Annotated in this window: 20 protein-coding genes; 12 read left to right on the top strand and 8 right to left on the bottom strand. The window is 61.6% G+C overall.

Annotated elements, in window-relative coordinates:
• Positions 1-10: 10 nt before the first annotated feature.
• Positions 11-3,745: a DUF3971 domain-containing protein gene (locus OO25_RS04425; protein ID WP_040178645.1), complete on the bottom strand. Its 3,735-nt coding sequence runs from the start codon at positions 3,743-3,745 to the stop codon at positions 11-13.
• A 100-nt stretch (positions 3,746-3,845) separates the two neighbouring features.
• Here OO25_RS04425 and OO25_RS04430 point away from each other — a divergent pair, with 100 nt between their 5' ends.
• The 6 genes from OO25_RS04430 (at position 3,846) to OO25_RS23390 (ending at position 10,843) form a co-directional block, all read left to right on the top strand.
• Positions 3,846-4,307, top strand: coding sequence for a peroxiredoxin (locus OO25_RS04430; RefSeq protein ID WP_040169357.1), 462 nt, complete (start codon positions 3,846-3,848; stop codon positions 4,305-4,307).
• Between the two features lie 141 nt (positions 4,308-4,448).
• Positions 4,449-5,330 (top strand): ferritin-like domain-containing protein, encoded by an 882-nt coding sequence (locus tag OO25_RS04435; RefSeq protein WP_040178646.1) that lies wholly within the window; start codon positions 4,449-4,451, stop codon positions 5,328-5,330.
• A gap of 403 nt (positions 5,331-5,733) precedes the next feature.
• The gene (locus tag OO25_RS04440; protein WP_040178745.1) at positions 5,734-7,065 is read left to right on the top strand and encodes a M23 family metallopeptidase; all 1,332 of its coding nucleotides are present in this window, start codon (positions 5,734-5,736) and stop codon (positions 7,063-7,065) included.
• Positions 7,055-7,597, top strand: coding sequence for a polymer-forming cytoskeletal protein (locus OO25_RS04445; RefSeq protein ID WP_040169361.1), 543 nt, complete (start codon positions 7,055-7,057; stop codon positions 7,595-7,597). The genes OO25_RS04440 and OO25_RS04445 overlap by 11 nt, the downstream gene beginning before the upstream one ends.
• Before the next feature lie 262 nt (positions 7,598-7,859).
• Entirely contained in the window at positions 7,860-9,104 is a 1,245-nt protein-coding gene (locus tag OO25_RS04450; RefSeq protein WP_040178647.1) for a calcium-binding protein, read from the top strand.
• Between the two features lie 242 nt (positions 9,105-9,346).
• A complete protein-coding gene (locus OO25_RS23390; protein ID WP_040178648.1) occupies positions 9,347-10,843 on the top strand; it encodes a calcium-binding protein in 1,497 nt (498 codons plus the stop codon).
• Positions 10,844-10,929: 86 nt separating this feature from the next.
• On the opposite strand, the gene OO25_RS04460 is transcribed toward OO25_RS23390, so the two are convergent.
• The 3 genes from OO25_RS04460 to OO25_RS04470 form a co-directional block, all read right to left on the bottom strand.
• On the bottom strand, positions 10,930-11,928 hold the full coding sequence (locus OO25_RS04460) for a DUF3179 domain-containing protein (RefSeq protein WP_040178649.1): 999 nt from the start codon (positions 11,926-11,928) through the stop codon (positions 10,930-10,932).
• A 209-nt stretch (positions 11,929-12,137) separates the two neighbouring features.
• Entirely contained in the window at positions 12,138-12,689 is a 552-nt protein-coding gene (locus OO25_RS04465; RefSeq protein WP_040178650.1) for a peptidylprolyl isomerase, read from the bottom strand.
• Positions 12,682-13,188 carry a peptidylprolyl isomerase gene (locus OO25_RS04470; RefSeq protein ID WP_040169371.1) on the bottom strand — a complete coding sequence of 169 codons (507 nt, stop codon included), beginning with the start codon at positions 13,186-13,188 and terminating at the stop codon, positions 12,682-12,684. Before OO25_RS04470 ends, OO25_RS04465 begins: the two co-directional genes overlap by 8 nt.
• Before the next feature lie 181 nt (positions 13,189-13,369).
• Between OO25_RS04470 and pgk the strand changes: the two genes are divergently transcribed.
• The 5 genes from pgk to OO25_RS04495 all read left to right on the top strand — a co-directional run bounded on the left by pgk (position 13,370) and on the right by OO25_RS04495 (position 19,204).
• Positions 13,370-14,560: a phosphoglycerate kinase gene (pgk, locus tag OO25_RS04475; protein ID WP_040178746.1), complete on the top strand. Its 1,191-nt coding sequence runs from the start codon at positions 13,370-13,372 to the stop codon at positions 14,558-14,560.
• A 278-nt stretch (positions 14,561-14,838) separates the two neighbouring features.
• A complete protein-coding gene (locus tag OO25_RS04480) occupies positions 14,839-15,138 on the top strand; it encodes a septum formation initiator family protein (protein WP_040169626.1) in 300 nt (99 codons plus the stop codon).
• Positions 15,139-15,438: 300 nt separating this feature from the next.
• Complete coding sequence (pdhA, locus tag OO25_RS04485) at positions 15,439-16,452, top strand: pyruvate dehydrogenase (acetyl-transferring) E1 component subunit alpha (RefSeq protein ID WP_040178651.1); 1,014 nt, start codon at positions 15,439-15,441, stop codon at positions 16,450-16,452.
• A gap of 16 nt (positions 16,453-16,468) precedes the next feature.
• On the top strand, positions 16,469-17,854 hold the full coding sequence (locus OO25_RS04490; protein WP_040169375.1) for a pyruvate dehydrogenase complex E1 component subunit beta: 1,386 nt from the start codon (positions 16,469-16,471) through the stop codon (positions 17,852-17,854).
• A 12-nt stretch (positions 17,855-17,866) separates the two neighbouring features.
• Positions 17,867-19,204 carry a pyruvate dehydrogenase complex dihydrolipoamide acetyltransferase gene (locus OO25_RS04495; RefSeq protein WP_040178652.1) on the top strand — a complete coding sequence of 446 codons (1,338 nt, stop codon included), beginning with the start codon at positions 17,867-17,869 and terminating at the stop codon, positions 19,202-19,204.
• A 575-nt stretch (positions 19,205-19,779) separates the two neighbouring features.
• Here OO25_RS04495 and OO25_RS23420 read toward each other — a convergent pair.
• The 3 genes from OO25_RS23420 to OO25_RS23190 form a co-directional block, all read right to left on the bottom strand.
• Positions 19,780-19,962 (bottom strand): hypothetical protein, encoded by a 183-nt coding sequence (locus tag OO25_RS23420; protein WP_139044752.1) that lies wholly within the window; start codon positions 19,960-19,962, stop codon positions 19,780-19,782.
• Positions 19,963-20,177: 215 nt separating this feature from the next.
• Positions 20,178-20,957 (bottom strand): cysteine hydrolase, encoded by a 780-nt coding sequence (locus tag OO25_RS04500; RefSeq protein ID WP_242406977.1) that lies wholly within the window; start codon positions 20,955-20,957, stop codon positions 20,178-20,180.
• A gap of 146 nt (positions 20,958-21,103) precedes the next feature.
• The gene (locus OO25_RS23190; protein ID WP_242406985.1) at positions 21,104-21,259 is read right to left on the bottom strand and encodes a hypothetical protein; all 156 of its coding nucleotides are present in this window, start codon (positions 21,257-21,259) and stop codon (positions 21,104-21,106) included.
• Here OO25_RS23190 and OO25_RS04505 point away from each other — a divergent pair.
• Positions 21,206-22,063, top strand: a complete 858-nt coding sequence (locus tag OO25_RS04505; protein ID WP_242406984.1) for an AraC family transcriptional regulator — start codon at positions 21,206-21,208, stop codon at positions 22,061-22,063. The genes OO25_RS23190 and OO25_RS04505 overlap by 54 nt on opposite strands.
• Before the next feature lie 533 nt (positions 22,064-22,596).
• Here OO25_RS04505 and OO25_RS04510 read toward each other — a convergent pair.
• Positions 22,597-23,484, bottom strand: a complete 888-nt coding sequence (locus OO25_RS04510; RefSeq protein WP_040178655.1) for a sulfotransferase domain-containing protein — start codon at positions 23,482-23,484, stop codon at positions 22,597-22,599.
• Between the last annotated feature and the right edge of the window lie 96 nt (positions 23,485-23,580).

Here is a 23,580-nt window from a genome sequence, read left to right on the forward strand (position 1 = left end):
CGCAGCCCCCTTAGCGATCTTCTCCGGGTGAGACGGAATAGGGCGGCCTTTCCCGCTCAGCCCGTGGCACCACGGTGCTGGGCGGCTCCTCCCCCGGCAGGCGCGGCGCCGGACCCCGGAACAGCTCGCGGAAGATCCCCGGCGCCAGTCCCGACAGCGGGTTTACCTGTACGCGCGGATCATCCGCCGCCCCTTTCAATGTGAAGGCAAAGCCAATCAGCCCCTCGCCCTTGCGGGTGAACACCCGGCCAACCGCATTGAGCAGATAGATCGGAGAGATCACCCCCCGCATGTTCAGCACGCTGCGCTCCAGATCGTAATTGCCATCCATGGAGAGACCAATCGACGGCCCCACCGCGCTGCTCTCATGGACAATCAGATGGGTCGCGCCCAGCCGGAACTTGGCTTCCACCGTGGTGAACAGAATGCCCTGCCCCGCCAGCGCATCGATCAGCCCGACCACGCTCACCGCATTGAGCAGCGCCGCCATTGATGGCGCGTCTTTGATGCGGGTGTTCTTCACCTCGATCTGGCCGTCATATTCACCGGGCGCGCCGGGGGCCGGGACCAGCGACATATCAAAGGTGCCGCCGGAGCCATGACGCAGCACGCCCGCCGCGCGGAACACCCCGCCTGCGTCCTCTGACTGGATCCGGGTGGCAAAGCCGCCGTCCTTTGGCACCACCACACCGCTGACGCCGGTCTGTCCGTTCAATGCGGCGGTGAAATCACCGTTTAACCCGCCGGTGGTGGAAAACCGCCCGCGAAAACCAGTCAGCGCAATACTGTCGGTGACCTGCATTCGGTCCAATTGCAGCGTAATTGGCCCCGTCCCACCAGAGGAGCCACCGCTGCTGCCACTGCCGCCGGATCCATCCGGCATCCGGCGCAAATCGAGCACACCGCTGCGGATTATGATGCCTGGCGCCCGCGCGCCACGCCCGACCAGCTCAACCGCCCCCCGGAACCAGCCCCGCAAGTCCACCCGGTCAAACAGCGCCCGGCGAAGGCCACCCCCCGGCTCCAGCGTGACACGGCCAGAGGCCTGCAACCCCGCCCCCTCAAGCGACAGCGCCTCCACCTGCGGGGGCTCTCCCAGCAGCGCGCGCAGTTGCAGCCGACCGGTGCCCGCCTCGCTCAGCCGCCAGCTCAGCGCCGGGATCCGCAGGCCAAGCCCAGCCAGATCGCTCTCCAGTGTCAGCCTTGGCGCAGACCCCTTGTCGATCACCACCTCATAGCGGCCCTCACCGCGACCAAAAACCGATCCCTTCGGCAGGCCAATGCGCAGGGCGTCAACCGTGGCCTGCGACAGCTCAATCGTGCCGCTGACCCGCACAGGTGGTGCCTGACCCGCTGCCGCAGTTGCCCGCTCCGCCGCCGGACCGACGGCCTGCCGCCAGATCAGGCTGCTTGGCACTCCCGACAGCGCGCCGTCCCCTTCGATCTGCACATGATCCTGATCCCCGCTCAGCCCCAGCACCTCCGCCGAGAGGCTCTCTCCCGGCACCAACACATCACTGGCGGCCCCACGGATGTGCCCGCGGTAGTGATAGGTGATCTCGTCAGGTGTCACCCCCTTGCGCAGCGGCAGGGACAGCGTGCCGCTCAGTGCCACCTGACCGGAGGCCAGATCCACCGGCAACCCTGCCTTCTCCATCACCGACAGCGGCGGACGGTTGAGCAACGACAGTGCCGCCGTCACCGGTCCCGAAGCCTCAATCCGGGCGATCCCCGGCGCGCCATCCTTCACCGATGTATCCGGAATGATGAACGAGGTGCCCGCCGCATCCACGCGCCCGCCCTGATCCGCCGTCACCCAGCCCTTCGTCGCCATAACCACCAACCGGTTGCCATAAAGGCTGAACTGCCCGGCGGCCTCGCGCAGCGGCGGCAGCGATTTCTGAAACTTCACCGCCGCATTTTCAAACGCCAGATCCAGATAGACAAAGGGTTTCGCTGTCCCGCTGCCACGCATGGCAAAATTCACATCCCGGGCATAGCCCGCCAGCAGATTCTCGCGCACCCATTCGCGCGGCTTGGGTGGCGCCGCCGCAGGCCAGACCTCCTTCAGCCGCGCCGCAGACATGCCATTGGCGCGCCCGTTCAGCGCGTAGTCCCAGCCCGCCTGCCCGGCAGAAATCTCCCCGTCCAGCAGGATCCGCGTATCACCGTCCCGCACCAGCATCTGGCCCAGACGCAGACGGAACGGTGCCATCTCAAGCTTGAAATCCGCCGTCACCCCCGCCAGATCCAGCGGCGTGTCATAGAGTTTCGCCGGGTTGAGGCTCAGGTCCTGAAACCGCAGCTGCCCGACCAGATCGGTTAGCTGGCCGTTTTCCACCCCGATCAGACGCGCCCGCCCCTCCATCGTGCCGGAACCCCAACCACTGTTCACCGACAGCTCGTTAAAGCGCAGCTCCTGGCGGTCCGGCAAATAGGTGAAATAGCTCTGCGCGCCGGTGATCGGCACCGGGCGGGTGGCGGCGGTGGGCTGGATCACCCCCTCGCCAATCTGCAGGCTGGCAGACACCGGCAGCAAGGCTCCGACACTACTAATCGCACCGCGCAGGGAGCCTGAGATCGGCGCGTCCAGCACGTCCAACCAGCCGAGGGCAGCACTCTGTGCGGCGATATCCTTGCTGGCGACAGAATTGACCAGCACGCCAAATTCCGCCGCCTTGTCGCCAATCGCGGAGCTGTAGTTCGCCTCAACCGTGCCAACGTAATCGCGCCCGCTCAGCAATGAGAACCCGGCTGCCAACTCGATATCCTGACCGCTGCGGCTCATGCGAATACTGCCGCCATCCAGCGTCCAGACCCGCCCCAGACGCGCATCCTCATAGCGCAGCGTCAGCGCCTCGGTCTCCACTGCGATCAGTGCCGACAGCACCGGCAGCTCCAGCTGGCTGTCCCATTGCTCAATCAGCGCTGGCAGGGTGGCCGCCTGCCGCAGCGGCGCCTCCCCCTCAGCCAGACTCAGCGCCAAGCCGCCGCTGTTGTCCCGCCTGAGGGTGCCATAAAGCCCGCTCAGCATAATCGTCTTGGGCCAGATCTGACCGCGCAGCAGCGGCCGCATCGCCAGCGAGGCCTGTGCATCCGCCAGCCGCGCCACCCGCGCGCCGGTCTCGTCGCGCAGGGTCACATCACGCAGGCTGACACGGGGCCGCCAGCCCCGGTTCACCACCAGATGAATGGCCCCGAATTCAATGCTCAATCCACCCAGATGCCGCTCAATTCGCCGCTCCACCCGGTCACGCAGCCAATCCGGCGCATCAAACCGCGTCCCCAGCCCCAAAAACACCACAGCACCCGCCAGCAGTGCCAGAACCACCGCGGTGATGGTTGCGCTGCGCAGCATCCGGCGCAGGATGCGGGATTTTGGCTTGGCGCGGGCATCCGACGCGGGTTGTGGCGCTGAAGCCGCCACCACTGGGTCTGCGTCCTCCTCAGCCGGTTTGACAAGGTCCCCGGCGGAAATGCCATCGGACGGCTGTGGCCCCGGTACCGGCACCGCCTCGTCCCGCATTCCGCGTTCCGCCTCGGCCTCTTCCCCTTCGGGCGCCGAGGTCACCACCTGCGCTTCCTTATCCGGCGCCTCCTCATCCGGGCCGAAAAACACCACAGTCTCCGGCGGCGGTACCGCCTTTGCGACAGCCACATCCTCCTCAGCCGCTGCCCCACTGGGACCGGCATCCTGCGCGGCATCCACCGGCGCAGAGGAAGATGGCTCCTGTTCAGGATCCACCGCTGTGGGTGAGGCTGGTTTAATCCTTGCTTTCCCTTTGCCTGTGATGGCCTAACTGTGGCACGCAAACCCTGCGAAACCGTTTTGGAGACCTCGAATTATGCTCGCCCCCTCAGACCCCGCGCCCTCCTTTAACCTGCCCCGCGATGGCGGTGGCACCGTGACGTTGGAGGAGCTGCGCGGCAAGGCCGTCGTGCTGTTCTTTTACCCCCGCGATGATACGCCGGGCTGCACCAAGGAATCCATCGGATTTTCCGAGCATCTGCAGGCCTTTGCCGATGCCGGGGCGGTGGTCTATGGGATCTCGAAGGATCCGGTTGCCAAACACGACAAATTTGTCGCCAAACACAGCCTGACCACGCCGCTACTCTCCGATGCCGATGGCACCACCTGCGAGGATTATGGCGTCTGGAAAGAAAAGAACATGTACGGCAAGAAACACTGGGGGATCGAACGCTCGACCTTTCTCATCGACGGCGAGGGCAAGATCGCCCAGATCTGGCGCAAGGTGAAGGTCGACGGCCATGTCGCCGAGGTACTGGAGGCCGCCAAGGCGCTCTGATCACCCATCCCGGCAGCCCTGCATATCCCCGTAGACCGGACGTAGGGCTGCCTATCCGCTTGCAGCGCAGCGCGCCGGGTGGCAGGGACTGGCCAGCAATTGCCCCACTTAACAGCCCACCGCCAAAACGGATCCGCACCGATGACGAGCAAAGCAGTACAGACCCACCCAGACAGCCCTGACAGCCCGCTCAGCCTTGCGCAAATGGCGCAGGAGGTACTGACCACCGCCGATGGGCGCGAGAAAACCGCCCTGTCGCGCCGCCATGCCGCGCACTGGTTTGCCTATCGCGCAGGTGATGCGGCAAAGATCGAGGTCGGAACCGCCAGCCCGCCGCTGCACCCCGCGCGTCCCGACAGACCTGAACTGCTGAACCCGCGCGATGTCCCCCGCCGCCGCCCGGGATCCGAAGCCGGGCGCAAGGCGCTGCTGCATGCCGTCGCCCATATCGAATTGAACGCGGTTGATCTGCATTGGGATATTATCGCGCGGTTCTCCCATGTGCCAATGCCGCTGGGTTTCTTTGATGACTGGGTCAAAGCGGCGGATGAAGAATCCAAACATTTCAACCTGATGTGCGACTGTCTTGAGGCATTGGGCAGCCATTATGGTGAACTGCCCGCCCATGCCGGCATGTGGCGCGCCGCTGAGGACACCGCAGAGGATCTGATGGGCCGCCTCGCTGTCGTACCCATGGTGCTTGAGGCGCGCGGTCTGGACGTCACCCCCGGCATGATTGAGATTTTTCGCAAGGCAAAGCTCACCCAGGCGGTTGATGCGCTGGAGGTGATCTACGCCGAGGAAGTCAGCCATGTGGCCTATGGCTCAAAATGGTTTCATTTCCTCTGTGGACGCGACAATCTGGACCCGAAGGAGGTGTTTCATGACCTCGTGGGCCGGTATTTCCACGGCCATCTGAAACCGCCCTTCAACGAGGAAAAACGCGCCGAGGCTGGCATCCCACCGGATTTCTACTGGCCGCTGGCGGATGAGATCCCGGTCAAACCCCCGGCCTTGCGTTAACCCGGCGGGCCGCAATTAGGCCCCGAAAATGCCGCGAAACCTTTGCCCGTCACAGATAAAATCGGCCTGCCTATCATGGGCGGGCCGTTTTGTTTAACCTCCGCCGACACCCCGCCTGCGCCACCGTGATCTGGCCAAACCCACCCGATATCGGCGGCTTTTCGCTCATTCCCCGGCCGATCCACACAGCTGCCGCGCCGTTTCCGCGCGGACCCGCCGAACACTGGGTCAACAGGCTTGCCCAAACTGATCCGGCTGGCTATTCCCTTTCGCCATGGCGCGCGAACGCGGCCTGGCACTGCGACAGGGCAGCTCCGATGGGACCGGATCTGGCCATATGGAACCGGCAGGAGGAGCGCCGGGGACTGCAGCGCCACAACTGGGGCAGGACAAGGACCAAAGCGTGCGGACACGTCTGGCAATCAAAATTCACGCATTTCTCGAACGTCGTTTTCCGGAACGGCGGGTGTTCCTCAAGTCCGACTCTGACACACGTTTTATACGACTCCGCTCCGAAACCCAGCTCATCGCCTTTGCGGGCATGGCCCTCTTGGTGGCCTGGTCCATTGTCGCCACCGCCATCGTTCTGATGGACAGCATCGGCTCCGGCAATTTCCGCGAGCAGGCCAAACGCGATCAGATGACCTACCGCGCCCGGCTCAACGCGCTGTCAAGCGAACGCGACGACCGCGCCGCCGAGGCGCTGGCCGCTCAGGAACGGTTCAACGCTGCTCTGACGCAGATTTCCTCCATGCAATCGGAGTTGTTGGCCTCTGAAACCCGCCGTCGCGAGCTGGAAACCGGTATCGAGGTGATTCAGACCACGCTGCGCCAGACCATGAAAGACCGCGAAACCGCACGCGACGCGCTGGCGGCGCTGAAGCAGGAAACTGCCGCTGACAGCCCGGCCCAGATGATGGCCGTCAGCGCGCCGGTTCAGATGGAATTCATGGCCGACGCGCTGGCCGAAACCGCGGCACAGCGCGACCGGATTGAGGCCAACGCCCAATCCGCGCTGGAACAGCGCGACGCGCTGGAACTGGAACTGCGCCTGCTGGATGAACGCAACGACCAGATTTTCCGTCAGCTGGAAGAGGCGATGGAAGTCTCCGTCGCGCCGCTGGACAAGATGTTCCGCAGTGCAGGCATGCCCACCGACCGTATTCTGGAACAGGTGCGGCGCGGCTACAGCGGTCAGGGCGGTCCGCTTAGCCCTTTAGCCCTGTCCACGCGCGGTGAGGAACCCACCCGCGAGGAACTACGCGCCAATGATCTGCTGCGCCAGATGAACAAGCTGAACCTCTATCGGCTGGCCGCACAGAAAGCGCCCTTTGCCTCGCCGGTAAACATGAATTTGGTGCGCCGCAGCTCCGGCTTCGGCTATCGCCGCGACCCCAAGACCGGTGGTCGCCGCCTGCACAAAGGCTCCGATTTCGCCGGTCGCACCGGCACCGATATCTTCGCCACCGCTGATGGGGTTGTGACCCACGCGGGCTGGCAATCGGGCTACGGAAAACTTGTGACAATTCAACATGCCTTTGGCATTGAGACGAAATATGCCCATAACTCGAAACTCCGCGTGAAGGTCGGTCAAAGGGTCTCGCGCGGGGATCACATTGCTGATATGGGTAACACCGGACGGTCCACCGGGACCCACCTCCACTATGAGGTTCGGGTCAATGGCAACCCCGTAAACCCGATGATCTATATCAAGGCTGCGAGAAATGTTTTCTAAGAGCAAAATCAACGAGCCCGGCCAGAAAGCGGCCGAAGCAACCCCTGCGGCACCTGCGCCGTCCTCCGCTCCGGTTCCGCCCGCCAGCGATTTCAAGGCAACCGCCCCCAAGGCAAAGCCGCCGGCATCCGTGCTCAGCTCGGATCTGCACATCACCGGCAACCTCAAGACCACCGGCGACATCCAGGTCGAGGGCACCGTCGAAGGCGACATCCGCGCCCATCTGCTGACCATCGGTGAGAGCGCCACCATCAAAGGCGAAGTGACCGCCGATGACGTGGTCATCAACGGTCGCATCGTCGGCCGTGTGCGTGGCCTCAAGGTGCGTCTGACCTCCACCGCCCGCGTCGAAGGCGACATCATCCACAAGACCATCGCGATTGAGAGCGGCGCCCATTTCGAAGGCTCCGTTCAGCGGCAGGATGACCCGCTGAACCCCGGCAAAGCCGCAGCGCCCCGCGCCGCAGCCCCGGCACCGGCCCCCTCAGCCGCCGTCTCCGCAGCCACCGCGGCACATAAATCCGACAGCTGATCCCAAGCCTGCCTATTTCGGCACTCGGTAATAGACAAACGCCGCAGGTCACACCCTGCGGCGTTTTTTGTGTGCTGCAATGGGTATCCAGATCCATTCACACCACCAAGTCACACAGGCCAAGTGAACGCAGCGTCGCGTGCAGGGAACGAGCAACCTGAAATACTGGGCCTTGCACCTATAAGTTGCTGAATGTAGGGGGTAGCTAAATTTACAGGCATTATGCCTGCCGCCTCCACAATCAGGGCATAGGTTTTAGACAATGGCTATTTTCACCGTGAATGACCCGACCGGCACGCTGTCGCTGAATAACCTCAGCGACCTAGGCTTTGACGACGCCAGCCTGAACAGCCGGTCAATCAATCAACTGTTCTTTACCAGCCCGACTGGCACCAGCATCACACTGACTGGGGATTTTTCAGCTGCATCCCCCTATTTTTGGACGATTGAGTCGATGGCGGTGAACTCCGGTGGTACACCGGTCTATGCGATCAGTGAGTTTTCCATGAACTTCTATCGCTTCAGTGCCAGCAGCGGCGCCGCGCTTGAAGCGGCGATTCTCACAGGTGACGACACAATCACCTCCAATATGGTTGAGGGAAATCGTTGGTTGGCCTATGGCGGTGATGACGTCATCAGCCTAGGTATCGGCGACGACTACGTCCACGGGGGGTACGGCACCGACAGGCTGATCATTCACGACACTTATGGTCGGGCGGACATCTCCTCGGTCTACGGCGGTGTGTGGATCGACTCAGCCGACGGGAGAGATACTCTGCTGTCGATCGAACAGCTGCAGTTCAGCAACCGTAGTTTTTCCCTGAGCGTGGACACCAGCAACAGCACCTCAATGAGCGGTGATCGCGACAGCACCCTTCCCAGCGACATCATGCTGGGTGGCCTTGGCGCCGACACTTTGGCCGGACTCTCAGGGCGTGATATGCTGCTGGGCGAAGAGGGCGACGATCACCTGATGGGCGGCGAGGGCCACGACACATTAAAAGGCGGCGACGGACGCGATATCCTTGTCGGCGGTTCCGGACGAGACTGGTTGGCCGGCGATCTCGGCAATGATGCCATCAGTGGCGGCTCCCACGGTGACAAACTGATTGGCGGCGGTGGTCACGACACTTTGCGCGGTCAGGATGGTCACGATGTTCTACGCGGCAACTCCGGCTGGGATCAGCTCTTGGGTGGCCGTGGCAACGACCGCATCTATGGCGATGGTGGTCAGGACCGTCTCTTCGGTCAGGAGGGCAACGACACTCTGGCGGGTGGCGCCCATGCCGACACATTTGTCTTCCATCGCGGTTATGGCACCGACATCATCACCGATTTCACCGTTGGCGAGGATCGGATCCAGATCGGTCGCGGCGCTGACGGGATGGAGGATCTGAGCTTCGCGAGCCAAGGCACCACTGTTCAGATCACGTTTGCCGATGTCACCATCATGGTGGAGAACAGCACGCTGGCGCAGATTGAGGATGCGGACAACTTCCTGTTCTGAGCCTCTTATGACCTGATGGCCCCTGGTCATCCGAAATCACAGGCGTATCTCAAAATGGGATGCGCCTTTTTCATCCCGGCGGCAGCAAAGCCGCAGATCTGAGGAGTGAAGAATTTGCGCAACAGGATTCATAAAGGTTAACATTTCATTAACAACAACCTTCCCAGACCAAAGCCCCCCACCTAGGCTGATCGCAAAAGCATCGAAAAGATGCGTCAGGCATTCAAGCAGTAGGTCAGACCATGGCAGAACTTCTCGTCACGGCTGCGTCAAATGTGGCGCCGCCGTTTGATTTCAGTGACTTCGATTTTACCAAGGTCGCGGTTCTCAGCGCCACGGACACCCAGATCGCGGTGCAATATGGTGCCTTTGTCATGGTGTTTCAGGGCAGCTTCAGCTTTGATGAAAGCGGCAATCTGAGCCCCGATAGCCCGCTCAACGGCTTCGGCCTGTTTTATGACCAGTCGCTGATCATGTCGGTAAGTGGATTCACCCTGCCCTCGCAGATGATTGCTGATGGGGATCTCTACGCACTGCTGGCGGTGGCGCTCTCCGGGGATGACATCATCACCTCGGCCTGGAGCGGCGGCGAACGGATCAACGGGTTTACCGGCAATGACACCATCCGCGCCGGTAGCGGGGATGACACCATCTTTGGCGGCGCCGGTCAGGATGAGCTGATCCTAGGCGACGGTGTTCAAACTTACAGTTTCACCTTTGGCGACAGCGCCGGGGCGCTGCTGACCACCACCCGGGGGCGTGACATGCTCTTTGACGTGGAAACGGTGCGGCTCGCCAATCAGACCCTGCATATTCAGGAAGGCGGCAGCGCGGATGAGGCTCTCCTCAGCACCAATGCCGATGACGCCAGCGTTTCAGACATGATCCATGGCCGGAGCGGCGATGACACGATCACCGGCGGTGCGGGCAAGGACTTTCTGCTGGGTGGCGCCGGGGAAGACAGCCTATCCGGGGGAAAAAACGACGATTTCCTGGATGGCGGGCTTGGTGATGATCACCTCTCCGGCAAGGCGGGTGATGACAATCTGCGCGGCAGCCTCGGCAATGACACGCTGATCGGCGGCGCGGGCAATGACACGCTGCGCGGCGACAATGACGTGGGCCCGGCTGACAATGCCGATGACCTGTTGATCGGCGGCAGCGGCCACGATAGCCTCGACGGCAACGCCGGCGATGACACGCTGAAGGCCGGCAGCGGCGCCGATACGCTGCACGGCGGCGCAGGCGACGACAGCCTCAACGGGGGGCGTGGGCGCGATTTGATCAGCGGCGATGACGGGCGCGATACGCTGGCTGGTGGCCGCGCCAATGATACGCTGACCGGCGGCGCCGACAACGACCGGCTGAGCGGCGGCGCAGGCCATGACGTGATGCGCGGCGATGCCGGCGACGATCTGCTGCTTGGCGGGCGAGGCCACGACATTCTGTTTGGCAGCGATGGCGCCGACCGGCTGAGCGGTCAGTCCGGCCACGACCGCCTGACCGGCGGCAGCGGCGGCGACAGCTTTGTCTTTGCCCGGGGCTCTGGCCGCGACACCATCACCGATTTCCGTATCGGCGAAGATGTGATCGAAATCACCCGAGGCGCCAATCGGATCGACCAGCTGGGGTTTTCACAGCAGGGCGAGGATGTGCGCGTGACCTTCGCCAATGTCTCGATCGTGGTTGAAAACGTGACCGTCGACCAGTTGATGGACACCGATAATTTCCTGTTCTGATCAGTTACCGCTCTCAGAATATGGCCTTGGGCGCGCCTTTGCCGGTGCGCCCTTTTTTATGTCCACCCGCAGCGCCGCGCTGCGCCTCACTCCAGCATCCAGCGTCCCTTCGGCCAGAAGGCGTGATAGGCAAAGGCAAACATCACATCATGGGGCAGATCTGCGCCGTCACGCCCCCGCACCCGGACCGAGCCGACGTCGCGCCCCTTGCCGACATGCCCCGCATCCAGCGCCGAGGCCTGCCCCGACCGCCAGCTGAGGGTTACACCCGCCTCGCGGATCTCGCCAACCTTGGCCAATCGCGCCAGGGGCCAGGCCCGATCCCCCACCCGCACCACACGCGCCAGCGGCGCGATGCCATGGGGTGGCGGCGTGCCATCATAAAGAAACGGCCAGTTTGACCGGTCATAGCCCTGATAGGGATTGCGGCCGTAGCTGCGATTGTGGCGCGGCTCCGCCATCACCAGCCCCTCTGGATAGGCCGCGCGAAACCCCTGCCAACTGTCCAGCCAACTCGGCAGCTGCCGCAGCGCCCGCCCGTTCATCTCGCCCACAATGCCGGTGCCCGTGGCCTGCTGCCACCAGCTTTCCGTCTCGCGGTCATACATCACCATATCGGACTGCCGCAGCTTGCCGGTGACGCCAAAGCTCAGGCTGCGCCCCGCCACCCGCCGGTCAAAGCTCATGGCGGAATTGCACAAGGGGCAATAGGTCACCGCAACCGGGGTACCGCCCACCCGGTCATTGACGATTTCATGCCAGATCAGATAGCGCAGCGGATAGGCGCGCGCCGCCTGCCCCGGCAGATCCAGCACCACCACCGGTTCAGCGCGGCTCAGTCCCTTGGCCTGCGCTGCAGGGTGAAACGCGGGATCACTGAGGGCCGGAATGCCATCTTTCGGCGGACCACCTGATTTGATCTCAGCCCAGTCCGCCACGCTGCTGCGCGTGAAATCCGTGACCGGCCATTCCCGCGCCCAGATGGCCGGATCCGCACGGGCCACCGCCAACCAGGATAGCATCAACAGCAGCGACAGCCCCGCCACCGCTTTGTTTTGCAAGAAGAATGTATGTGTTGCAGTCATCTGTGACACCGCAGGCCTCCTCCCTGTGTCCCCAAGAGGTCTCCCATGGGGTCCCCGGCCCAAATCAGGGGCACAGCCTGCCGCAAATCCGCCTCACATGCACCGCACAACCCCGTGACAGGCGGCAAACAGCAAACGGCCCGCACCAGTCAAGGCACGGGCCGTTCAGGCTCTCATAGGCGGATCAGGAGACCCGCGCGAGCCAAGGCTCACTCGGTTACAGAGACCGTTTTCATCACATCAGGCTGGCCCACAACGGCGCCGTTCTGACTGCTGCTGCCGCGCTTGATCGCGTCAACCACATCCATGCCTTCGGTCACCTTGCCCACGACGGTGTACTGACCATTGAGGAAATGCCCCGGTGCAAACATGATGAAGAACTGCGAATTGGCGCTGTCGGGATCCTGTGAGCGGGCCATGCCGACCACACCACGATCAAACTCCAGGTCCGAGAATTCAGCCGGCAGGTCCGACCGCTCGGAACCGCCCATGCCTGCGCGGCGCATATCGCCACCCAGCTTGCCAAATTCCACATCACCGGTCTGCGCCATGAAGCCTTCGATCACGCGGTGAAACACCACGCCATCATATTTGCCCTCTGCCGCCAGCGCGGTGATCTGCTCAACATGTTTCGGCGCCACGTCCTCAAACAGGTCGATCTGGATGGTGCCATTGGCGCCCTCGCCCTCAACCGCGATCTCCAGACCGCTGGCCAGTGCCGGACCCGCCATCAGCGCAAAGACGGCTGCCAGCTTATACATCTGCCGCCACCTTGACGCTGACCATGCGGTCGGGGTTCGCAGGCGGCTCGCCACGGGTGATCGCGTCGACATGCTCCATGCCCTCAATCACACGGCCATAAACGGTGTACTGACCGTTCAGGAAATGGTTGTCCTTGAAGTTGATGAAGAACTGCGAGTTGGCCGAATCCGGGTTGGCCGACCGCGCCGCGCCCAGCGTGCCACGATCATGCGGCAGCTTGGAGAATTCCGCCGGAACATTCGGCAGATCAGAGCCACCGGTGCCCGCCATGCGCAGGTTGAACCCATCTTCCATGTCACCGTGCTGCACGTCGCCGGTCTGCGCCATGAAGCCGTCGATCACCCGGTGAAACGCCACATTGTCATACTCACCGCTACGGGCCAGCTCTTTCATGCGCGCGCTGTGCTGAGGGGCCACGTCGGGCAGCAGCTCGATCACCACCTTGCCGTCTTTCAGCTCCATGATGATGGTGTTTTCGGGGTCTTTGATCTCGGCCATGTGGCCCTCCTGTTCTTTGCATTTGCCCGATAGTTAAGGCCCACGCCCGCAATTGCCAAGGGAGCTTTGGTCACGGAGCATTGACTGGGCGGCAAAAAGCCCCGAAACATCGCGCCAACACCGCCTGCGGCGCAGTTTCCGCAGCCGACGCCTCAAACCAAGACCAAAGAAGGATATGACCATGGGTTGGACCGCACTCGACACGATGGACCTGGCAGGCAAACGCGTTCTGGTGCGCGTCGATATCAACGTCCCGGTTGAGGATGGCCGCGTCACCGATGACACCCGCATTCAGCGCGTCGCCCCCACGATCAAGGATATCCTCGCCGCCGGTGGCACGCCAATTCTGCTGGCCCATTTTGGCCGCCCCAAGGGCAAGGTGGTCGCAGAGATGTCATTGCGCCCGCTGGTGCCAGCACTTGAGGCCGCCTTTGACGCGCCGGTGACCTTTGTCGCGGATTGCCGCGGCCCAGCGGCCGAGGCCGCGGTTGCGGGCCTGCCTGCTGGTGGCGTCTTGTTGCTGGAAAACACCCGTTTTCACGCGGGCGAGGAAAAGAACGACGCCGATCTGGCGGCAGAGATGGCGAAGCTGGGCGACATCTACTGCAACGATGCGTTTTCCGCCGCCCACCGCGCCCATGCCTCGACCGAGGCGCTGGCCCGTCTGCTGCCTGCCTGTGCCGGCCGTCTGATGCAGGCCGAATTGACCGCGCTGGAAGCCGCGCTTGGCCAACCCCAGCGCCCGGTAACAGCCGTTGTCGGCGGTGCCAAGGTCTCGACCAAGCTGGAACTTCTGGGCAATCTGGTCGGCAAGGTCGACAATCTGGTGATCGGCGGCGGCATGGCCAATACCTTCCTCGCGGCACAGGGCATCGACGTGGGCAAATCCCTCTGCGAACACGAGATGGCCGACACCGCCCGCGAGATCCTGAGCAAGGCCGAAGCCAAGGGCTGCAAGATCCTCCTGCCGGTCGATGTTGTGGTCGCACGCGAATTCAAGGCAGGCGCCGAGAATGAAACCGTCGCTGCGGACGCCTGCCCCGCCGATGCGATGATCCTGGATGCAGGTCCGCAGACCGTCACCGCCGTCGCGGATACGCTTTCAGCCTCCAAAACGCTGATCTGGAACGGCCCGATGGGCGCCTTTGAGATCGCGCCCTTTGACGCGGCCACCAATGCCGCTGCACAACAGGCCGCCAGCCTCACCAAATCCGGCGCGCTGGTCAGCGTGGCAGGCGGTGGTGACACCGTGGCCGCCCTCAATCAGGCCGGGGCCGCGGCTGATTTCACCTATATCTCCACCGCAGGCGGGGCCTTTCTGGAATGGATGGAGGGCAAGACCCTGCCCGGTGTCGCTGCCCTCGAAGGCTGATCTGACAACATATAGGGGATCCCGGTTCCACGCCGGGTCCCCGCACCTCTCCTGAGAAATATTTCCAAACCGTTAAGATATTGCCGATCCGCCGATCACGTTAACCATCCGTTAACCTTCTGCCGTCCACAGCTGGCGCAAGATGTATTTTCCATCGGAAAATGTTCAAAATTAACAATTTTCATCTTTCACAAACCATGTTGCCTGTGGCAGTATTGTTGCAGACGCTGGGAAAACCGGCGCAAGACTTGAGCAGCAGATCATACAGGCTATCCACCGTGACCCGAAGCAACCGGCCCTCTCTGGGCGCATTCGTTTTCTCCACGATTGCATTCGCGCTCAGCGCGTATTTCACCTTTGCCGCTGTGCAGGGGGACTTCGGGTTGTTCAGGCGGGTCGAGATCCAGGCCGAGGCCGAAGCGCTGCGTCAGGATCTCGACCAGCTGAAACGCGAAACCGCGCAGATGGAAAATCTCACCCACCGGCTGTCGGACAACTACCTCGATCTGGATCTTCTGGATGAGCAGGCCCGCTCGGTCCTCGGCCTGCTGCGCGCCGATGAGATTGTCATCCGCTAAGCCACACGTTCAGTTGACAACAACCAAATATATGCCACCGCCCGCAGCCCCCGCTTGCGGGCGTTTTACCGTGATGAGGCACCGCAGCCCCTGCCCGGCGAGCTCCACAGCACCCCCAGCGCAATCCCCTCATAAATCCGCCAATTCCCTCACCATCTCACCCACCGTCACCACCTCTATCCGCCATCGCCTTTACCCCTTGGTGACGGCACGTCATAATAACACTCGCATGACGTGACAAAATCCATTATGAACTAGTTTAGCATTAAACTATCTAGCCTTAAGGGGGAGCCCGCCACCATGGCTGCGAGAAAAAGTGTCAAGAAACCAAACGTTTCTGCTGATGAGCTGCTCGAATACTACCGCGAGATGCTGCTGATCCGGCGATTCGAGGAAAAGGCCGGCCAGCTCTATGGCATGGGTCTGATTGGCGGCTTCTGCCACCTCTATATCGGTCAGGAAGCGGTTGTTGTCGGCCTTGAGGCCGCTGCAGAGGACGGCGACAAACGCGTCACCTCCTATCGCGACCACGGACATATGTTGGCCTGCGGCATGGATCCCAACGGCGTGATGGCGGAACTTACCGGTCGCGAAGGCGGCTATTCCAAAGGTAAGGGCGGCTCGATGCATATGTTCTCCAAGGAGAAGCATTTCTACGGCGGCCACGGCATCGTCGGCGCGCAGGTGCCGCTGGGCGCAGGCCTTGCCTTCTCCGACAAATACAAGGGCAACGACCGCGTGACCTTCGCCTATTTTGGCGATGGCGCGGCCAACCAGGGTCAGGTCTACGAGACCTATAACATGGCCCAGCTCTGGGATCTGCCGGTGGTTTTCGTGATTGAGAACAACCAATACGCCATGGGCACCTCGGTGCAGCGGTCGACCAAATCCCCCGCCCTGTGGAAACGCGGCGAAGCCTACGGCATCAAGGGCGAGGAAGTGGACGGCATGGATGTGCTGGCGGTGAAAGAGGCCGGCGAACGCGCCGTTGCCCACTGCCGCGCGGGCAAAGGCCCCTATATCCTTGAGGTCAAGACCTACCGCTACCGTGGTCACTCCATGTCCGACCCCGCCAAATACCGCACCCGCGAAGAGGTGCAGAAAATGCGCGAGGAACGTGATCCCATCGAACAGGTCCGCGATATGCTGCTCACCGGCAAACACGCGACCGAAGATGACCTGAAGGCGATCGACAAAGAGATCAAGGACATCGTCAACAAATCCGCAGATTTCTCCAAGGAGAGCCCGGAACCGGCGCTCGAAGAACTCTGGACCGATATTTATGCGGACGAGCTGCCGCAAGAAACCGCCTGAGGGGACGTAACACGATATGGCAACTGAAATCCTGATGCCCGCCCTGTCGCCGACCATGGAGGAAGGCACCCTGGCCAAATGGCTGGTCAAAGAGGGCGATACCGTAAATTCCGGCGATATCCTGGCCGAAATCGAAACCGACAAGGCGACGATGGAATTCGAGGCGGTGGACGAAGGTACCGTCGGCAAGATCCTGATCGCCGAGGGCACCGAGAACGTGAAGGTCAACAGCCCCATCGCGGTGCTGCTGGAGGATGGCGAAAGCTACGACCCCGATGCCGCCCCCGCAGCATCCGAACCGTCCACAAACGAAGCCCCGGCGGCAGAGGCACCTGCGGCGCCCGCAACCACCGCGGCTGCTGCCGCAGCCCCCGCCGCACCGGAGGTGGATGACACCCCCGACTGGCCAGAGGGCACCGAGGTGGTACAGACCACCGTGCGCGAAGCGCTGCGCGACGCCATGGCGGAAGAGATGCGCCGCGACGATGATGTCTTCCTGATGGGCGAGGAAGTCGCCGAATATCAGGGCGCCTATAAGATCTCCCAGGGCCTCTTGGATGAGTTCGGCGCCAAGCGCGTGATCGACACCCCGATCACCGAACATGGTTTTGCCGGGATCGCCACTGGTGCGGCCTTTGGCGGGTTGAGACCCATTGTTGAGTTCATGACCTTCAACTTCGCCATGCAGGCGATTGACCACATCATCAACTCCGCCGCCAAGACGCTGTATATGTCCGGCGGCCAGATGGGCGCGCCCATGGTGTTCCGTGGCCCCAATGGTGCTGCCGCCCGCGTTGGCGCCCAGCACTCTCAGGACTACGCCGCCTGGTACATGCAGATCCCCGGCCTGAAGGTGGCGATGCCCTACTCCGCCTCCGACGCCAAAGGTCTGATGAAAACCGCCATCCGCGACAACAACCCGGTGATCTTCCTCGAGAATGAGATCCTCTACGGCAAATCCTTCGATGTGCCGAAGCTGGATGACTACACCGTGCCCTTTGGCAAGGCCCGGATCTGGCGCAAGGGCGAGGATGTCACCATCGTCTCCTTCGGCATCGGCATGACCTATGCACTGGAAGCAGCGGAAAAACTGGCCGAGGATGGCATCTCCGCCGAGGTCATCGACCTGCGCACCCTGCGTCCGATGGACACTGGCTCCATCATCAAATCGGTGATGAAGACCAACCGTCTGGTCACTGTTGAGGAAGGCTGGCCGCAGGGGTCCGTCGGCTCCTACATCTCCTCCGTGGTGATGCAGGAGGCGTTCGACTACCTTGATGCCCCCGTCATCACCTGCACCGGCAAGGACGTGCCCATGCCCTATGCCGCCAACCTCGAAAAACACGCGCTGGTCACCACCGAAGAGGTGATCGAAGCGGTGAAACAAGTGACCTACCGTTAAGGAGAGACAGCGATGCCCACCGAAATCCTGATGCCCGCCCTCTCTCCCACCATGGAGGAAGGCACGCTTGCCAAATGGCTCGTGAAGGAAGGCGACACTGTCGCCTCCGGCGACCTGCTGGCGGAAATCGAAACCGACAAGGCGACGATGGAGTTTGAGGCCGTCGACGAAGGCACCATTGGCAAGATCCTGATCCCCGAGGGCTCTGAGGGCGTGAAGGTCAACAGCCCCATCGCCGTGCTGCTGGAAGATGGCGAAAGCGCCGATGATATCGGCGCCACACCGGATGCCCCCGCTGCCGCAGCAGACGAGGCGCCGACACCCGCCGCGTCCGAGGAAGCTGCTCCCGCATCGGCCCCGGCAGAGGCCGCAGCCGCAACACCCGCGCCCGCAGCCCCGCAGGGCGCCGATGGCAACCGCATCTTTGCATCACCTCTGGCCCGCCGCATCGCGGCGGACAAGGGTCTGGACCTCGCAGCCCTCACAGGCTCCGGCCCCCGTGGCCGCATCGTGAAGGCCGACGTCGAGAACGCCAAACCCCAGGCTGCAGAGGCCCCAGCACCGCAAGCCAAGGCCGAGAGCGCCAGCGCCCCGGCCGCCACCGCCGCAGCCCCCACAGGCCCCTCCGCCGATCAGGTCGCCCGCATGTACGAAGGCCGCACCTATGAGGAGGTCAAACTCGACGGCATGCGCAAAACCATCGCCGCCCGCCTCACAGAGGCCAAGCAGACCGTGCCGCATTTCTACCTGCGCCGCGACATCCAGCTGGATGCGCTGCTGAAATTCCGCGGTGAGCTGAACAAGCAGCTGGAAGCCCGCGGCGTCAAACTCTCGGTCAACGATTTCATCATCAAGGCCTGCGCCCTGGCGCTTCAGGCCGTGCCGGACGCCAATGCTGTCTGGGCCGGGGACCGCGTGCTGAAGATGCAATCCTCCGATGTGGCCGTTGCCGTCGCGATCGAGGGCGGCTTGTTCACCCCGGTTCTGCAGGACAGCGACACCAAATCGCTCTCAACCCTCTCGACCGAGATGAAAGACCTCGCCAAACGCGCCCGCGACCGCAAGCTCGCGCCGCATGAATATCAGGGCGGCTCCTTCGCGATCTCCAACCTCGGCATGTTCGGTATCGACAATTTCGACGCCATCGTGAACCCACCGCACGCAGGCATCCTTGCCGTGGGCGCCGGGGTCAAAAAGCCGGTTGTGGGTGCCGACGGCGAGTTGGCTGTGGCCACCGTGATGTCGGTGACCATGTCCGTCGACCACCGCGTCATCGACGGCGCCCTTGGCGCGGAACTCTTGAACGCGATCAAGGACAACCTGGAAAACCCGATGATGATGCTGGCCTGACCCACCGCACCTCAACGGACGAGAAAAAGGAAGGGACCGGGGCAGCACTCCGGTCCTTTTTTAGTGGACTGAGTGTTTTGTTCAAAGGCTCTGTTTTGGGCAAGACGACGTAGCGCGTGACGCTGGATGGTGGATGTTGACCGGAGCCAGCTCCGGGACGAGAGCGCCCGTCACAACCTCAGTCATTCGACGGCCCAAAACGGGCTGCCTCACTGCGATTAGCCCGCCACAAACGGCCCTACGCCGCGGTGGCGGCTGTCAAACAACATCTAGCGACGGCTCAGCGGACAATGTGGACTTTCGCTGCGGCTGCACCAATGTTGGCGCTCACGCCGCTCGAGTAGTGCTCCATCTGGTGCTCATTCTAATGCCATCAGAGGGAATGCGTCTCAAATACACTCCTACCATCATATTTGAAGCGGTTGACATCAATCCACGCTCGTATTCGCTCCAATCGAGAATGGTGGTCGAAACCCCGACTATACCGCCGTTCCGGACATCGGTTGGATCCTGAATTGCATTGGGTAGGGCATCGCTGAAGTTCAAAAATCGCGGAGCAATGGTTCGCGAGCGTTTCACCTGACGTTTGGCAGTTTAAGGTGGGACATATTGGACAAACCATGTCGCTCATCCAAGGATCTCGGTGGATCCACACCCAACAGGCGTAGCAGCTCTGCGAGTGCAACCATAAACTCGCTTTGCATTTGATGCTGGGCCTTAAATATCGCGTGTAAGCTGGAGAGACCTCGCCTTTCCACATGCCAATGACGTCATTGGAACTGCACATCAAGGCGAAAGACTTGTTGAGGAGCACCCGTTACGTGTCCTCCCTACCTAGGTTTGCAATCACCCGTTAATATTTGTTTTCTCGTTGGTTGCTCGGACAGGGCAGTAATCGTGCCCGCCACAGGCGTAGTCGGTGGCGGGCACGTCACAATTCTGTCCTAGGGCAAGCGCCCTTCGAAAAGCTGATTTAGGACGCGGCCGCGTTGATCTGCGCCACAGCTTCTTCTGTGCTCCAGACAGCGTTGGCGATGTAGCGGAAATTAATAAGGGCGGCGAGGTATCCATCACCTTCTGGCAACTGCGCAGCTGCAGTGGCATCCCGGACAACGGCGACTTCGAAACCGTTTTCGATCAACTCGCGCATATGTGATTCCGTGCACAGGTTGGCTGACATACCTGCCAGGATGACTTGATCCACGCCCTGCTTACGCAGTTGCAACGTAAGGTCGTTGGTGTCGTTGCCGTACATCTTATGGGGCGAGGTCACGATGGTCTTGCCGTCGTTGATATAGGGTTTGTACCGCTCAAGCCAGTCCGCGCCAGAGCCTTCGAACCCTTCCACATTTAAGGGACCTTTGCGGTCAAACATGCCGATCTTGTGCATCAACTTTTCCAGCGCACCCTCGAACTTCCAACCATGGTCAGTTGGAAAGTAATAATGCGGCGATACGGCGGTCGTGATGTCATGCTCTTTGGCTGTGCGGAACAGGGTTTCAATGTTTTCCACTGTGTTGAGTTCGGTAACGGACGCACCAATCACGCCCCAGGTTACGCCATCGGGGCTCAGAAAATCATTCTGCGGGTCGGTTACCACGAGGGCTGCGCGGCTTAGGTCGAGCTTCATATCAGAGGGCGGCAGTGCAGGCTCAGCCGGTTCGGCATAAGGGTTGGCGGTTTCTTGCGCGTGAGCGGTCCCGGACAGCGCAGTGGCAGCAACCGCTGCAGTCCCGGCCAGCCCGGTGGTCAATGCCGCGCGACGTGACAATTTCTTGCCACCATGATCGTGATCATCGCAATTGCACATAAGGTCGTTCCTTCTTTGGGTGTGTCGAGAGGCCTTTGATGCGACAGTCGGCGTGCCTTTCCGTCTTGATTTAGACCGATTACGAGAAATTACGTGACGCCAATGAGGATTACGACCAGACTCGCGAGATGAGCTATGACCACATTTTCGATCAACTCGATATCCAAACGGAACCATTCGCGGTCTGTGAGATCCATGGCACCTGCCACGTCGCCCTCAAACCGGATGCCGCAGTAACCCTGCATTATATTCTTTTCGGTCAGGGCCAAATCACGATGCGGGGGCAGGCGCCGATAAGATTATCCAAAGGCAGTTTGGTCTTGATCCCTTCGCTGAATAGCCACGAAGTGTCGAATGATGGCACAACGATCGTGCCCGGGCCGTCGTGCAAACCTGCAGCGCTGAACCTGGCTCAGGTTCTCAAATCTGCCCCTGATGAAAGTGTGGGCAGCACCAGCCGCCTGATCGCACTTTGCGCGCACGTCAACATCGGACTGATGGGGGCCACGGATGTGGTCAATCTGATCCGCGAACCGTTGAAAACCCGCGCCGAACCCGGCAGCGACCTCATGACATTGGTTGACACGATGATGTATGAGGTTTGCGAGCCAAGTGTGGGGAGCCGCGCCCTAATCCGGGTGCTGTTGATGCAGGCGCTGATCGTCATGATGCGCAAGAAAATTTCCGAACAGGATGGACCCTTGAGCTGGATGGCTGCATTGCGCGACCCGATGCTTTGGCAAGCGTTGAACGCGATGTTGGAAAACCCTGGTAAACCGTATTCTGTGGAGACACTCGCTGACATTGCAGGCATGAGCAGGGCAGCGTTTGCCAAACGATTTGCCGTAGCCTATGGCGCAGGGCCGATGGAGCTGCTGCGCAGTCTGCGGGTGCGCAAAGCAGGCGATTTGCTGCGCAACACCAATCTGCCCATTAAACGGGTGGCTGAAACTGTTGGGTTCTCCAGCCGGAGTGCCTTTAGCCGCGCATTCGAAGCAACTTCCGGCCATAGTCCCGGCGCGTTCCGAAAGGAGGTAAGGAAGTCGTGACCATGATCCAGTGCAAAAGAATGCGCCCCGGTCAGTGCAAACTCTCTGGACACACGCGGGACACCCTTGCCGCAAGGATCAAGTCGCCGGAATGACCAACTGCCGTGTCACGTTCCCCGGCAGGTTTCATGATCGCGCAAATCTCTCAACTCTCCAATGTCACCGGATTGGGCGGGATTGAGCGTCCGCAATTGGGCAGCAATCCAGTGGGAACGGCAATCATTCGCTGCGCAGGGCAAAGTCAGGCCAGTCGGAGGAGGCCTGCCTGACCAAAGATTAATGACTTTCGTCCAGAGAGCGCTCTGCTCGCTCTGGAAACTCTGTGACCCTTGCAAGGGAGGCCGTACAGGTCCCCCACCTCAGCCCAGAAGCGGCCAGCCAACGCCGCCCTGCTCCCGTGTCCCCATTCCAGAAATACTCACACACGCAACCCTGGCGGCACCCGCAGCGCCCCTACGGCCGCCCCGCAGTGCGGCGGCGCCTACTGCGGCTGGCCGCGCCAGCATCCCACTCTTTCTGACCGAGAGTTGACCCTAACCAGACCTCACCAACCCGGCACCGCCATATTCTAACCAGTGCCGTTCTTCAGGGCTGAGCAGCTCCGCCATACGCGCCTCATAGGCTGCAAGATCGGCCTCCGAAAGCCGACCCACCCATTTCCGCGATGTCGCACTATCAAAGAAATCAGCATCGTTCCGCCAGAACCCTTGCCGCGCCAAGACGGCAAATCTCTCTGCGTTGCGCTTCATAGTGGAAAATCGCGCCGCTTCCACCAGTGTGTCCATCACTACAGCCGGGTAAGACAGGCCAATATGATCTGCAATCCGGGCGACGGCTGACGTCAGATCACGGGTCATATCGGCGTAGTGCAGGCAGAGCACATTGTCCCGATTTCCCAATGCCAACACGCTGCGGTAGTGATCGACAATGGATATCAGGCTGGCTCCATCGCGATGATCTCCCTCCAAAAACAGATGAAACCCCGCCTGAATGTCGCTTGGGAAGACCTCCTGAAGCACCTCCTCGGTCATGTTCTCGACATGGCGGCGAAAGGAAAAATGCGCATCAATAGGATGCCTGAAGACCGTAATATAGCGCAGGTCCGGCCAAAACGGGATCCCATCTAGCGGGGTATGGGTTTTGACCTGCCGCCGCCCGGTTTGCGCGTTCAGATCAGCGATAATTCCATCCTGCTCAGGCGAGGTGACATCAATCCACGGTGCCTTGCGCGAGATCGCGGCATCCACCTCCGGGTCGCCGGAGATCAACAAGGCCAGAATGGCCTGCGTCCAGGTCGTGCCTGACTTTGGCGGCGTCGACACGACAATATCGCCCGCACGCGGGGTGAAGGCGAACCACCGCTCAGGATCCGCGATCTTGCCGTCGTACCGGCGCTTTGGCAATTCGGGTTCGTTCAACATATCGCTATGGATATCAATACACTCAGGACGTGTATATATTGCATACTACCCTGAGGCGACATAATGTTCATGGCCTAAACCGCAGCTCCCCTACCC

The sequence above is a fragment of the Phaeobacter sp. S60 genome (genome assembly GCF_000826845.1).
Classification (GTDB): domain Bacteria; phylum Pseudomonadota; class Alphaproteobacteria; order Rhodobacterales; family Rhodobacteraceae; genus Phaeobacter; species Phaeobacter piscinae.

Coding starts and splice junctions, on each gene's coding strand:
- OO25_RS04430 (WP_040169357.1), top strand. CDS start 3,846: ATGCTCGCCCCCTCAGACCCCGCGCCCTCCTTTAACCTGCCCCGCGAT.
- OO25_RS04435 (WP_040178646.1), top strand. CDS start 4,449: ATGACGAGCAAAGCAGTACAGACCCACCCAGACAGCCCTGACAGCCCG.
- OO25_RS04445 (WP_040169361.1), top strand. CDS start 7,055: ATGTTTTCTAAGAGCAAAATCAACGAGCCCGGCCAGAAAGCGGCCGAA.
- OO25_RS04450 (WP_040178647.1), top strand. CDS start 7,860: ATGGCTATTTTCACCGTGAATGACCCGACCGGCACGCTGTCGCTGAAT.
- OO25_RS23390 (WP_040178648.1), top strand. CDS start 9,347: ATGGCAGAACTTCTCGTCACGGCTGCGTCAAATGTGGCGCCGCCGTTT.
- OO25_RS04460 (WP_040178649.1), bottom strand. CDS start 11,928: ATGACTGCAACACATACATTCTTCTTGCAAAACAAAGCGGTGGCGGGG.
- OO25_RS04465 (WP_040178650.1), bottom strand. CDS start 12,689: ATGTATAAGCTGGCAGCCGTCTTTGCGCTGATGGCGGGTCCGGCACTG.
- OO25_RS04470 (WP_040169371.1), bottom strand. CDS start 13,188: ATGGCCGAGATCAAAGACCCCGAAAACACCATCATCATGGAGCTGAAA.
- pgk (WP_040178746.1), top strand. CDS start 13,370: ATGGGTTGGACCGCACTCGACACGATGGACCTGGCAGGCAAACGCGTT.
- pdhA (WP_040178651.1), top strand. CDS start 15,439: ATGGCTGCGAGAAAAAGTGTCAAGAAACCAAACGTTTCTGCTGATGAG.
- OO25_RS04490 (WP_040169375.1), top strand. CDS start 16,469: ATGGCAACTGAAATCCTGATGCCCGCCCTGTCGCCGACCATGGAGGAA.
- OO25_RS04495 (WP_040178652.1), top strand. CDS start 17,867: ATGCCCACCGAAATCCTGATGCCCGCCCTCTCTCCCACCATGGAGGAA.
- OO25_RS23190 (WP_242406985.1), bottom strand. CDS start 21,259: ATGCAGGGTTACTGCGGCATCCGGTTTGAGGGCGACGTGGCAGGTGCC.
- OO25_RS04510 (WP_040178655.1), bottom strand. CDS start 23,484: ATGTTGAACGAACCCGAATTGCCAAAGCGCCGGTACGACGGCAAGATC.